Here is a 12,064-nt window from a genome sequence, read left to right as displayed (position 1 = left end):
CGGCCATTCTAGGGGGCGGCCGCACGCGCCGGCAAACCGGCGCGCGCGCGTTTCTCAGTGCCGGCGCGTGCCCTGGCGGTGGCGCGGACCGCGCGGGGTGGGCTCGGGCAGGTCCGGGGTGAGCTCGCCCGCGACCGGGGTGGTGATGAACTGGGCGAGGCGGGCGGGGTCCTTGTGGTAGGCGAGCCCGTTCATCAGCTTCACCAGGGCGGCAGAGGGGGTCAGGTCCGCCCCACCGATGGCGCCCTCGGCGAGCGCGGCCGCGCCGGACTCGTAGAGGCGCAGGTCCACCCCGTTGCGGTGCGCCTGGCTGATGACCACCACCGGCACGCCGCGCGCGCGCGCCTGCTGGAAGAGCGGCTGCAGGCTGCGGCCCAGCTCCGGGGCGATGGGGAAGTTGCCCGCGCCGTAGGCCTCGAGCACCAGGCCCGCCACGTGCGGCAGCAGCGCGAGCGGCAGGGCGGGGTCCAGGCCCGGGAACACCTTGAGGAGGAAGACGCGGGGCTCCAGCCGCTCGTGCAGCGTGAAGCGGGCGCTCGGCCGCAGGCCGCGCTCGAAGTGGGTGCCCACCCCCAGGGTGCCCAGCACGGGGAAGTTGGGGCTCTCGAAGGCGTCGTACTCGGCCACCTTCACCTTGCGGGTGCGGTTGCCGCGGTACAGGTGGCTGTCGAAGCAGATGCTCACCTCGCGCGGGCCGTTGAGCGCGCTGAGCACCGCGTCGATGAGGTTGAGCCGCGCGTCCGTGCGGATCTCCCCCAGCGGGCGCTGGCTGCCGGTGAGCACCACGGGGCAGGGCAGCCCGCGCAGCATGAAGGAGAGGGCGCTCGCCGTGTAGGCGAGGGTGTCCGTGCCGTGCGTCACCACGCAGCCGTCGAACTGGGGCAGCCGGTGGTGCAGGTGCTTCGCCATCCGGGTCCACAGCTCGGGCTGCATCTCCGAGCTGTCCAGGTTGCTGAACAGCTCGAGCTCGATGTCCGCGAGATCGAAGAGCTCGGGCACGCGCGCCTTCAGCGTCTTGAAGAAGGCGGCCGGGCGCAGCGCCGAGGGGCGCCCGCCAGCCATTCCGAGGGTTCCACCGGTGTGCAGCAGCAGGACTTTGGGCATGGGTGGCCCCCTGACTGACAAAGCCGGCGTGGCTTTACAAGCCCTGGCTGCATCGCTAAGACCCGCGGCGTGCCCACCTCCTCCCCGAAGGCCCGGCTGATGCTCCCCCAGACGCTCTTCCAGATGCCGCGCGCGCAGGTGTTCTCCCTCGCCCTCACCACCCTGCTCGCGGCCGCCGGCTGCAGCAAGGCGACCCCTCCCGCCGTGCGCGACACCCCTCCGGCTCCGGCGGCCGCCGCGGCGAGTGGCTCGGCGGCGCCCGCCCCGGCCAGCAGCAGCAGCGACGGCCAGGGCGACGGCACCGGGGGCGCGGGTCCGCTCGCGAGCTACCCGGGCATGGACTTCTCCTCGCTGCCCGCGGACGCGCAGCGCGAGCTGGCCACGGTGCTCAGCGACGAGTTCTGCTACTGCGGCTGCCCGCACAGCCTGGGCGCCTGCCTCAAGGAGCACGCCCCCTGCCGCCACGCCAAGCGCGAGGCGCGCCTCGCCGCGAGCCTGGTGAAGGAGGGCGTGCCGGGCACCGAGGCGATCGTGGCGCTCAGCCGCTACTACGCCTCCTTCCGCGCCCCGCGCGTGCCGCTGCAGGTGGACGAGCGCCTGTGCCAGGGCAGCAAGAGCGCGCCCGTGACGATGGTGGAGTTCGCGGACTTCGAGTGCCCGTCCTGCGGCGCCGCGCACCCGCGCCTGTCCGCCTTCATGAAGAAGAACGGGGACAAGGTGCGCTTCTGCTACGCGCCGTACCCGCTGCCCATGCACCCCAACGCGCTTCCGGCCGCGCAGGCGGCGCTCTGGGCGCGCGACCAGGGCAAGTTCTGGGAGCTGCACGACGTGCTCTTCGAGAACCAGACGGCGCTGGGCCCGGACAACCTGCCCAAGCTGGTGCAGAAGGTGGGGCTCAACCCGGCCGAGCTGCAGAAGGTGCTCAAGGCGGGCACCTACCTGAAGGAGCTCGAGGGCTTCAAGGCGCTGGGCGCCAGCGCGAACATCCGCGGCACCCCCTCGCTGTTCTTCAACGGCCGCCCCTACGAGCTGGGCTACGCCGAGGACCAGCTGCGCCAGAGCGCCGAGGACGAGGCCGAGTGGCGCGCGAACAACGGCGCCTGGGCCGCGGACTAGGGCCGCGATGACGTCGCGCTTTCGCATCGATGCCTCCGGCCAGCTGGTCCCGGCAGAGCGCCAGGCCAGCCCGGCGCTCGGAGGCCGGGGGGACACCTATGCCCTGATGACCGGGGGCAGCGGAGATCTCCTGGTCTTCGCGCGCTCGCCCGCGCAGGGCGGCAGCCCGCCCTCGCCTCCGCGCGTGGTGCTCTCGGGGGATGCCTCAGGCTTTCCCATCTCGGACCTCATCGCCTTCCTCAGCCAGATGCGCTGGAGCGGCGTCATCCGCGTGCACGCGCCCGGCGGCGAGCGCTCGGTGATGCTGCGCGAGGGCGAGGTGCGCGGCGCCACCAGTGACGATCCCGCCGAGCGGCTCGGCGAGCTGCTCATCCGCCTGGGCTACGTGGAGCGCGGCCAGCTGGAGGAGACCCTGCGCGAGCACCCCCCCAGCAAGGTGGGCCGCGCGCTGGTGGAGAAGGGGCTGCTGCAGGCGCACGACCTGTTCAAGTGCGTCACCCACCAGGTGAGCGAGATCTTCCACGCGATCGTGCTGTGCCGCGAGGGCGCGTTCTTCCTCGTGGACCAGCCGGTGGACGACAAGGCAGGCCACACCATCCAGCTCTCCACCCAGAGCCTGCTGATGGACAGCATCCGGAAGATCGACGAGATGGCGCACTTCCGGAAGCGCATCCCGCACGGGCGGCTCTACGTCGCGCGCAAGCGCGGGAGCGACGGCAAGCTCGAGGAGGACGAGGACCGCGTGCTCGCCCTGCTCGACGGGCAGCGCACCCTGCTGGAGCTGGGCCGGCTCGCGCAGCTGGGCGAGTTCGACGTGACCAAGGTGGTGTTCCGGCTCCTCGAGGGCGGCTTCGCCTCGCTCTCCGAGCGCCCCCTCGCCTCCGCCCCCGCACAGGGCGACGCCGCGCGCGCCGCCGCCGCCCCCGCGCGCGCCCAGCCGCCGCGCAGCTCGACGCCGGCCGCCGCGGCGCCCGCCCCGGGCGCCCAGGACGCGCTCGCGGTGGTGCGCATCTTCAACTTCATCTTCCGCGAGATCCGCGACGAGGTGGCCAAGCAGGCCATGGACCGCGAGTTCATCGCCGCGGCGAACGCGGCGCTCGCGAACCAGGCCCTCTCGGCTTCGCCGGTGCTCGAGGGCCTGGGCTTCGCCGCGGACGGGAGCCTCCCCGAGGGCCGGCTCGTGGAGGCCTTCGAGCGCCACCGCGCGAGCCTCGGCAGCGAGCCGGTGGCCTCCTTCAAGCAGGCCCTGAGCGACGTGATGTTCTTCCTCCTCTTCCAGGCCGGAGAGCTGCTCGAGAGCCGCGCGGACGAGGACCTCGCGCGCCGGGTGAAGGAGCTGCTCGCGACGTTGGATGCCCCATGAGGGATGCGCCATGAGTGAAGTGCTGCCGCGCCTCACCGCGGACGTGCCAGGCTGCGGCGGCACCTTCAAGGTCAGCCCCGACGATTTCGAAGTGGAAGAGCTGCCTGCGTACCTGCCCTCGGGCGAGGGCGAGCACCTCTTCCTCTGGGTGCAGAAGCGCGGGCGCGACACGCGCGAGGTGGTGCGCGCGCTCGCGCAGGCGGCGGGCGTGCCCGAGGGCGAGGTCGGCGCGGCGGGGATGAAGGACCGCCAGGCGGTGACGCGGCAGTGGCTCAGCGTGCCGGCGCGCTGCGAGCCGCGGCTCGAGGGCTTCGCGCTCGAGGGCGTGCAGGTGCTCGAGCAGCGGCGCCACGGCAACAAGCTGCGCACCGGGCACCTGCGCGGAAACCGCTTCCGGCTGCGGCTGCGCGGCGTGCAGGACGTGGAGGCCGCGCGCGAGACCTTCGCGCGGCTGCTCGCCGAGGGGCTGCCCAACTACTTCGGGCAGCAGCGCTTCGGGCGCGCCGGGGACAACGCCGAGCAGGGGCGGAAGCTGCTCCTGGGCGAGCGGCTCGCGCGACGCCCGGACCGCTTCCAGCGCAAGCTCTACCTCTCCGCCTTCCAGTCGCGCCTCTTCAACCGCGCGCTCGCCGAGCGCCTGCGCTCGGGCACGCTCGCCACCGCGCTGCTCGGCGACGTGCTGCGCAAGGAGGAGACGGGCGGCCTCTTCGTGTGCGAGGCGCCCGAGGTGGACGGCCCGCGCGTGGGCAGCTTCGAGGTGAGCCCCGCAGGGCCACTCTTCGGGCCCAAGATGCCGCGCGCTGCGCACGCGGTGGCCGAGGCGGAGGCCGCGCTGCTCGCGGCGGAGGGCGTGAGCCTCGACGATCTCAAGACGCGCGGGGGCGGCGAGACGGAGGGCGGCCGCCGGGCCTACCGCGTGCGCCTGGGCGCGGCCGAGCTCACGCCGGAGCGTACGGCCGAAGGCGAGGACCTCTGGCTCGCCTTCGAGCTGCCGCGCGGCAGCTACGCCACCGAGGTGCTGCAGGAGCTGCTCAAGGAAGGCGCGGGCACGCTCGGCGCGCTCGGCGAGTAGGGCGCACGCGGCGCCCTACCGCCCAACCCGCCGCTACTGCTCGACGATGTTGAACTCGGTGCGGCGGTTCTCCGCGCGGCCGCGCGCCGTGGCGTTGGAGGACAGCGGCTTCGTCTCGCCGAAGCCCACCGCCTCCATGCGGCCCGGGTCGATGCCCCGGCGCAGCAGCTCGGACATCACCGCGTCCGCGCGGTTCTGCGACAGGCGCAGGTTCGCCGCGTCCGAGCCGTTGGAGTCGGTGTGGCCCTCGATGCGCACCTTCTTGATGAAGGGCGCGTCCTTCAGCGCCTGCGCCACGTCGTCGAGGATGGCGAAGCTGGTCTTGCCGAGGATGCGCGCGGAGCCCGAGGCGAAGTTGATCTGCTTCTTGATCTCGATGCGGTCGCGCTTGATCTCGACCATCTTGTACTTGCGCGCGCACCCGTGCTCCTCGGCCACGCCCGGCAGCTCGGGGCAGGCGTCCACGCGGTCGGGGATGCCGTCGCCGTCCTTGTCCTGATCCGGGCAGCCGAAGTTCTCGAGCGGGCCGGCCTGCAGCGGGCACTTGTCCGCGGTGTCCGGGCTGCCGTCCCCGTCGTTGTCGAGGTCCGGGCAGCCGTCCTCGTCCTGGAAGCCGTCCTTGTCCTCGGGCTCGGAGGGGCACTTGTCCTGCGCGTCCAGCACGCCGTCGCCGTCCTTGTCGACGATGGGGCAGCCCAGGTTCTGCATGGGGCCGGAGACGTCCGGGCACTTGTCCGCGCTGTCGACGATGCCGTCCTGGTCGTTGTCCAGCTCGGGGCAGCCGTCCTCGTCCTGGAAGCCGTCCTTGTCCTCGGCCTGGTCGGGGCACTTGTCGGCGGGGTCGGGGACGCCGTCGCCGTCGCGGTCCTTGGGGGCCTCCTCGGGGCAGCCGCCGTTGGAGGCGGGGCCCGCGGTGAGCGGGCAGCGGTCGTTGCCGTCCAGCACGCCGTCCTTGTCGTTGTCCGGCTCGGGGCAGCCGTCCGCGTCCTCGAAGCCGTCGCGGTCCTCGGCCTGGCTGGGGCAGGGGTCGTCCTTGTCGGGCACGCCGTCGCCGTCCGAGTCCGTCTCCTGGATCTTCACCACCTGCTGCGGCTGGGAGGACTGCGCGTTGCCCGGCTGCACGGAGGCGGGCACGGGCGCGGGCGCACAGGTCTTGGCCGCCGCGAGCGCCTTCTTCACGGCCTGGTCCGCGGTGCGGATGTGCTGCGAGGCGCGGTGGCTCGAGCCCTGGCTCAGCTCGCCGCGGGCGAACTCGAGGTTGGCCTCGGCGGTGGCGAGCTCCACGGGGGCGCAGCGCAGGGCGCCCGCGCGCCGGGCGCGCTCGGTGTCCGCCTGGATGACCTCGGCGTCCGCGCGGATCTTGCTGCCGCTCACGCAGGCAGGTCCGGCGAGCAGCGGGAGGAGCAGCAGGAGGGCAGAGGGAAGGCGTCGCGTCATGAGAGGGGGGCCCGGAGGGGAGCGGAGGGCGCGGGGCAGGGGAGCGCGCGCCGGGTCACGGTGCGGGAGGGGTGGACGGGGTCTCCGCGCTGGCCGCCGCGAGCGACTTCTCGCGCGCCTCGTTCGCGAACTTGCTGGCCTTCTCCGCGAAGTCCACGCCGGCCTGGAAGTCCGAGTAGCCCACCTCCTCGCGCGCCTTGCGCAGGTAGAGGTTGGCCGCCGTCCACTCGTAGGGGGCGTAGCGCTCGGCGTTCGCGGTGCGCGCCGCCTGGATCTGCACGTCTGCGTCCAGCAGGTACGCGGTGGACTGCACGGGACCGCAGCCCGCGAGCAGCGCGGCGGCGGCGGAGAGTCCCACCCACACAGGCTTCATCGGCATCGCACACGTCCAAGGTGAAACGGGCAGCGGGAAACCGGTCGGTCGTAGCAAGTGCCCTCCGGGGGGTCAAGAATCGCACGGGAGGGAGCAGGCGCGCAGGCGTGCTTTGACAGCCCGCGGGGCCGCTTGGTCATATCCCCGCCCCCCGTGCGCGCTCCGCTCCGCCCCTCCACGCCTCCCACCTTGTCCGCACTCGTGCTCGCGCTGCTCTTCGCGGCGCAGCCGGCCCCCGCGGCCGCGCCGGCCACGCGCCAAGCGGAGGCCGACGCACAGGTGGACCGCGTGCTCGCCGGCGAGGGGGTGGGCGCGGCGGTGAGCCGGCTGCAGTTCCTGGGGATGCAGGGCTACGCCGCAGGCAGGCTCGCGGACGCGGCGAGCGCCCCGAGCGAGCGCACCCGGCGCGACGTGGCCTACGCGCTCTCGCTGCTCGCGGCGCCCGAGGGCGAGCGCGCGCTGGTGCGGCTCGCGCGCGACCCGGACGGCGCCGTGAGGATGAGCGCCGCGCAGGGTCTGGGCCGCCTGGGGCGCCCGCACCCCGAGGCGCTGCTGCCCCTGCTCGCGGACCCCACCAGCGGCGTGCGCCGCGAGGCCGCGCGCGCGCTGGGCGCCCTGAACGATCCGCGCGCCGGCGCCGCGCTCTCGGCCGCGGCGCGCGCCGAGCCGGACCTGGACGCCCGCGCCGCGATGCTCGTCGCCGTGGGCCAGGCCTCCGATGCGCGCCAGGCGTCCTCGCTGCGGCCCTTCCTGCTGAGCAGCTCCGAGAGCACGCGGCTCGCCGCGGCGCGCGGGCTGGTGCTGCTCGGGGACCGCGCGGGGCGGGACTACGCGAAGGCGCTGCTCGGCTCGCAGGACCGCTTCGTGCGCCGGCAGGGCGTCTCGCTCTTCGAGGGGGTGCCCGCGGCGCGCGCGCGCCCGCTGCTGCACCCGCTGCTCGAGGATGCGGACCGGGGGCTCGCGGCGGCGACGGCGCGCGTGCTCTACCAGGGCGGCGAGCGCGCGATGCTGGACTGGCTGGTGCTCGCCTCGTGGAACGAGAAGTCCTCCTCCGCGCGGCTCGCCATCGAGCGCGAGCTGGAGCCGCTGCACCTGAGCGACGAGGCGCGCCGCGCGGCGCTGCGCCGCGCCGGGGTGGCGCCGTGAGCCCGGCTGCAGCGCTGCTGCTCTCGATGCTCGCGACGGGCTCCATGCAGGCTGCGGCGAGCGCACCCCGCGCCGCACCCGCGTCGGCAGCGCGCGGGGCTGCGGCGGCTCGCGTTGCGCTCGCCGAACCGCGGGGCGCCGCGCTTCCCACCCAGGCCCCCGCGACGGGCGTGCTGCCGCTGCCCGCGCCCAGTACCGCGCAGCGCTGGGCCTCGCTCGCGCCTGAGGAGCGCGCGCAGCTGCCCGAGCGCGAGAGCGGCCTGCCCCTGCGCGAGCGCCTCCTGCGCAACAGCGAGCGCTTCCTGGACACGCCCTACCTGCTCTCGCCGCTCGGTGAGGGGGAGGGCGTGGACCCGGACCCCACCTTCCGCCTGGACGCGGTGGACTGCCTCACCTTCGTGGAGGAGACGATCGCGCTGAGCCTCGCGCGCTCGCAGGCGGAGGTCCCCGCGCTGCTCGAGCGGCTGCGCTACGCGAGCGAGCCGCGCTACGAGGATCGCAACCACCTGATGGAAGCGCAGTGGCTGCCGAACAACCTGCGCAAGGGCTTCCTCGAGAGCGCCACCCGGCGCTACGGCGGCGCGGACGTGGTGCGCGAGGTGAAGGTGCTCTCGGATCTGACCTGGAGCTCGCGCACCAGCGCCGCGCTGGGGCTGCCGCGCGCGCGCCAGCCGCGCGGCAGCTTCGCCCTGGACGTGATCCCGCTCGCGCAGGTGATGGCGCACGCGCGCGAGCTGCCCTCGGGCACGCTGCTCGTCGTGGTGCGCGAGGACAAGCCGCTGATGCCCACGCGCGTGACGCACCTGGGCTTCGTGGTGCAGAAGAAGCGGCGCACCTACCTGCGCCACGCCGCGCGCAACGGCTACGGCCACGTGGTGGACGAGGACCTGGCGACCTTCCTCACCCGCAACAGCAAGTACACGCGCTGGCGGGTGACGGGGGTGAGCCTCTACGAGGTGCGCGTCCCCTCGGACGCGGCCTCGCCCTCGCAGACGGCGGTGCGCGCCGCGCCCTGAGGCCTCGCGCTAGAGGGGCGCCGCGGCCTGCGCGTCCAGGCCGCGCTCACCCTCGCGCTCCTCCTCCTCGGCCGCGAGCGAGGCCTCGTCCGCGGTGGCCTCGAAGCGCGCGCGCTCCTCGCGCAGCAGCTCCACGGCGCGCGCCAGCTCCGCCTCGGGCACGAGCAGCTCCCACCACGGCATCACCACGCCGGTGGTGAGGCTGTCCACGCTGCCGGCGCGGCGCGCGCGGGCGAAGGGGCTGAGGCCTGCCGCCTCGAGCACCTCGACGTAGCGCTCCGCGGTGAGGGGGTCCTCGGCGGTGCCCGCGCGCACGAAGGTGCGCGTGTCGCGCTCGCCCGGGATGGCCCGGCCGGTGGCGCGCATGGTCTGCGCATCCACCAGCGGCCTTCCGCGGCAGTCCGCGCACTCCGTGGCTCCATCCTGGTACTCCGACCCGCACTGCACGCAGTACTTCATCGAACACCCTCCCGGTCCGCAGACTCAGGAAAGAAGCTAGTGATGGTGCGCCGTCCAGGCGTCCCCACCCACCGCGGCTGCCAGCTTGTCGATGTCCACTGGTTTGCGGAGCACCACGTCGCAGGCCTCGGTGTCGGGGAGGGTGGCGTGGCCGGAGACGAGCACCACGCGGGCATCCGGGTGCAGGTCCTTCACCCGGCGGGCGAGCGCGGTGCCGCTCAGCCCGGGGAGGGTCTCGTCGGTGATGAGCACGTCCGGGTGCTCGGCCTCGAAGGCCTCCAGCCCGGCCAGCCCGTCGGCCGCCGTGCGCACGTCGAAGTCCACGGCCAGGATCTCGGCCAGCACCTCGCGGCTGTCCCCGTCGTCCTCGACCACCAGCACCTTGAGACGGTCGTGAGTGCGATCTCCCATGCGCAGAGCACAACCCCCCTTCGGGTGCGAAACGTCCACACATGGGCGGCGGGGCGCCAGGAATTCGAGGGCCGGCTGCAGGGCGGGCAGGGGAGCGGGGAACAAGCGCTGCTTCCCGTGCGCCGGGGGCTGCCCATGTTGTGGGGCGGAGGTGATGCCATGAAGGTGTTGCTGAAGGGAGTACACCTGTCCCTGTCGGACGGCGTGAAGGCGTACGTTCAGAAGCACCTGGTGGAGCCAATGGAGCGCTTCTACCAGGACGAGGCCGCCGAGCTGGAGATCCACCTCGGGGACTCGAATGGCCCCAAGGGGGGCGTGGACAAGGACTGCCGGGTGACCATGCGTCTGCCCGGGCTGCCGTCCGTCCACGTCGACGAGTCGGCAGAGACCATCCATCAGGCGATCGACGCTGCTCGCGACCGCCTGGAGAAGATCGTGAAGCGTCAGATCGAGCGGCGCCGGGACGAGCACCCCCACGCCGGTCTACCGGACGGCGCTCCCGGCGTGTAGCAGGCTGTGGCGCGGGGCGGGCGTCCAGGCACTTCGCCTGGCGCCCTGCCTCCTGTCCCCTGCGCCGTTCCTTGCTGGCCCAGAGCGGTGGAAGCTATAAGCGGGCATTTCCTCCCTCTGCGCAAAAGGACGGCGATGGCCCGCCTCAAGTTCCTCCTCTTCGCCCTGCTGGTGCTCGTCCTGGGCCTGGCGCACCTCCCGCTGCTCTCCGGCTCGCTGGGCGCGGGAGCGATCCAGGAGGGCACGGCGCACGCCGCGGCCGCGGCCGCGCGCCTGTCGAGCCTCGCGGATGCCCAGCGGCTCACCGTGCAGCAGCTCGCGCTGAAGCTCTCGGCGAACCCGGACCTCAGCGCCCTGGTGCGCGGCGAGCGCGGCCCCGAGGCGATGACGGCGCTGCGCACGGACATGGCCACGGGGCTCTCCCCGGCGCTGCGTGAGACGGCCGTGCTCGCGCTGCGCGCCCAGGGGCAGCTCACCCTCCTGCGCGGCACCGCGCCCAAGCCCTCCACGGAGGCCGGCGCGCTCAACGGCGCGGCGCTCGCGGCGATCGCCGACGAGGGCGGCAGCCTCAACGCCTTCGGCGAGCTGCACTTCTTCGTGCCGGTGCCCTCGCCGGATGCGCGCGGCGCCGGCACGCTGTTCGTGGGCCTGCCGCTGCTGCCCGCCGCGGGGCTCGAGGCCGCGGCCCAGGGCACCGAGGCGGTGGCCTTCGTCGCGGGCGACAAGATGCTCGCGAGCGCCGGCAAGAAGACGCTCGCGCAGGCGGGGCTCGCGGCGCTCAAGCCCGGCCAGTCCGGCGTGGTCTCGCGCGGCGCCATGGACCACTTCGGTCCCGTGCACCTGCCCCTGGGCACCCGGGGCGATCTGCTGGGCGGCGCCGCGCCGCTCTCGGTGGGCAGCCGCCAGACGCTCTCCAACAGCGCGCTCGAGGCCGTGGCGGTGGTGAGCACCGCGCCGGTGATGGGCGCGCTCGCGGGCTACCAGTCCACCGCGCTCACCGCGCTGCTGGTGCTGCTCGTGCTCTCGGCCATCTGGGCCTTCCTGATGGGCGAGCGGGGCGCGCGCGAGGAGGGCGCGACGGAGCGCCGCTCCGGCGGCAGCGACACGCTCGGCCTCTCGATGATGCCCTCGGCGCCGCCCCCCGCACACGCAGGCTTCGGAGGGCCCACCCCGGGCGGCCCCCTGTCCACCCCCAGCGCGCTGCCCCCGCTGCCGGGCGAGCCCTCCGCGGCGCGCAGCGGCCCCTATCCCTTCCCGCGCGGCGGCGATCCGCTGCCGGGCTCGGGCCCCTATCCCTTCCCGCGCGGCGGCGATCCGCTGCCGGGCTCGGGCCCCTATCCCTTCTCCGCGGGCGGCGGCGAGAGCGCCGCGGCCAAGAGCGGGCCCTACCCGTTCCCCACCGCGAAGGCTCCCGAGCCGCTGCCCACCTACAACTCGGGCGCCATCCGCTTCGAGTCCCCGCCGCCCGTGCCCTCCGAGCACACGCCGGCCCCGTATCCCGCGGTGCCGCCGCCTCCGCCCGCGGGCTTCGCGCCTCCCATGGGCAGCGGCCACGACTACGAGGACCAGCCCACGGCGGTGTACTCGCTGCAGCAGGCGCAGGACCCCTTCGCCGCCGCGCAGCCTCCGCCGCCGCCCCCGCCGTTCCAGGGCTTCCAGGACAGCGGCGAGGACAACCCGGAGGCCACCCGCGTGGCCACCATCCCGCAGGAGCTGCTGCTCGCCGCCGCGCGCCAGGAGCTCGAGGCCCCGCGCGCGAGCCCGCTGCCGCCGCCCCCCGCGTTCGCGCAGCCTCCGCCCGCGCCCGCCCCGGCCTTCGGCGGGCCGCTCACCGACGAGCAGCACTTCGAGGAGGTGTTCCGCGAGTTCATCGCCACGCGCGAGCGCTGCGGCGAGCCGAGCGACCCGGGCCTCACCTTCGACAAGTTCGTCGCGAAGCTGCGCAAGAACCGCGAGCAGCTGGTGCAGAAGTACGCCTGCCGCACCGTGCGCTTCCAGGTCTACGTGAAGGAGGGCAAGGCGGCCCTCAAGGCCACCCCCGTCAAGGACTAGGCGGA

The 12,064-nt window shown here is 74.2% G+C and carries 12 protein-coding genes; 7 read left to right on the top strand and 5 right to left on the bottom strand.

The features are described from left to right. Positions 1 to 54: 54 nt before the first annotated feature. Positions 55 to 1,104, bottom strand: coding sequence for an asparaginase (locus tag FGE12_RS09790; protein ID WP_153866132.1), 1,050 nt, complete (start codon positions 1,102 to 1,104; stop codon positions 55 to 57). Positions 1,105 to 1,173: 69 nt separating this feature from the next. Between FGE12_RS09790 and FGE12_RS09785 the strand changes: the two genes are divergently transcribed. The 3 genes from FGE12_RS09785 to truD are packed head-to-tail and all read left to right on the top strand — an operon-like array spanning position 1,174 to position 4,655. Continuing rightward, the gene (locus tag FGE12_RS09785; RefSeq protein ID WP_370458937.1) at positions 1,174 to 2,220 is read left to right on the top strand and encodes a DsbA family protein; all 1,047 of its coding nucleotides are present in this window, start codon (positions 1,174 to 1,176) and stop codon (positions 2,218 to 2,220) included. 7 nt (positions 2,221 to 2,227) lie between these two features. After that, positions 2,228 to 3,583 carry a DUF4388 domain-containing protein gene (locus FGE12_RS09780; RefSeq protein ID WP_153866131.1) on the top strand — a complete coding sequence of 452 codons (1,356 nt, stop codon included), beginning with the start codon at positions 2,228 to 2,230 and terminating at the stop codon, positions 3,581 to 3,583. A gap of 10 nt (positions 3,584 to 3,593) precedes the next feature. Then, positions 3,594 to 4,655 (top strand): tRNA pseudouridine(13) synthase TruD, encoded by a 1,062-nt coding sequence (truD, locus tag FGE12_RS09775; RefSeq protein WP_153866130.1) that lies wholly within the window; start codon positions 3,594 to 3,596, stop codon positions 4,653 to 4,655. 33 nt (positions 4,656 to 4,688) lie between these two features. Here truD and FGE12_RS09770 read toward each other — a convergent pair whose 3' ends face one another. Both FGE12_RS09770 and FGE12_RS09765 read right to left on the bottom strand, forming a co-directional pair. Beyond that, positions 4,689 to 6,092, bottom strand: coding sequence for an OmpA family protein (locus FGE12_RS09770; protein WP_153866129.1), 1,404 nt, complete (start codon positions 6,090 to 6,092; stop codon positions 4,689 to 4,691). 55 nt (positions 6,093 to 6,147) lie between these two features. Further along, positions 6,148 to 6,471, bottom strand: a complete 324-nt coding sequence (locus FGE12_RS09765) for a DUF4398 domain-containing protein (protein WP_228530689.1) — start codon at positions 6,469 to 6,471, stop codon at positions 6,148 to 6,150. A 183-nt stretch (positions 6,472 to 6,654) separates the two neighbouring features. Between FGE12_RS09765 and FGE12_RS09760 the strand changes: the two genes are divergently transcribed. Next, on the top strand, positions 6,655 to 7,611 hold the full coding sequence (locus FGE12_RS09760) for a HEAT repeat domain-containing protein (protein ID WP_153866128.1): 957 nt from the start codon (positions 6,655 to 6,657) through the stop codon (positions 7,609 to 7,611). After that, complete coding sequence (locus tag FGE12_RS09755; protein ID WP_370458936.1) at positions 7,608 to 8,627, top strand: N-acetylmuramoyl-L-alanine amidase-like domain-containing protein; 1,020 nt, start codon at positions 7,608 to 7,610, stop codon at positions 8,625 to 8,627. Before FGE12_RS09760 ends, FGE12_RS09755 begins: the two co-directional genes overlap by 4 nt. 9 nt (positions 8,628 to 8,636) lie before the next feature. On the opposite strand, the gene FGE12_RS09750 is transcribed toward FGE12_RS09755, so the two are convergent. Next, positions 8,637 to 9,086, bottom strand: a complete 450-nt coding sequence (locus FGE12_RS09750) for a DUF2007 domain-containing protein (RefSeq protein WP_153866127.1) — start codon at positions 9,084 to 9,086, stop codon at positions 8,637 to 8,639. 36 nt (positions 9,087 to 9,122) lie between these two features. After that, positions 9,123 to 9,497 carry a response regulator gene (locus tag FGE12_RS09745; protein WP_153866126.1) on the bottom strand — a complete coding sequence of 125 codons (375 nt, stop codon included), beginning with the start codon at positions 9,495 to 9,497 and terminating at the stop codon, positions 9,123 to 9,125. A gap of 159 nt (positions 9,498 to 9,656) precedes the next feature. Here FGE12_RS09745 and FGE12_RS09740 point away from each other — a divergent pair, with 159 nt between their 5' ends. Both FGE12_RS09740 and FGE12_RS09735 read left to right on the top strand, forming a co-directional pair. After that, entirely contained in the window at positions 9,657 to 10,007 is a 351-nt protein-coding gene (locus FGE12_RS09740; protein WP_153866125.1) for an HPF/RaiA family ribosome-associated protein, read from the top strand. A gap of 135 nt (positions 10,008 to 10,142) precedes the next feature. Then, complete coding sequence (locus FGE12_RS09735; RefSeq protein WP_153866124.1) at positions 10,143 to 12,059, top strand: MXAN_5187 family protein; 1,917 nt, start codon at positions 10,143 to 10,145, stop codon at positions 12,057 to 12,059. Positions 12,060 to 12,064 lie beyond the last annotated feature (5 nt).

The sequence above is a fragment of the Aggregicoccus sp. 17bor-14 genome, from assembly GCF_009659535.1.
Lineage (GTDB): Bacteria > Myxococcota > Myxococcia > Myxococcales > Myxococcaceae > Aggregicoccus.
Note: the sequence above shows the minus strand (reverse complement) of the source record. Positions and strands in the feature narration are given on the sequence as shown.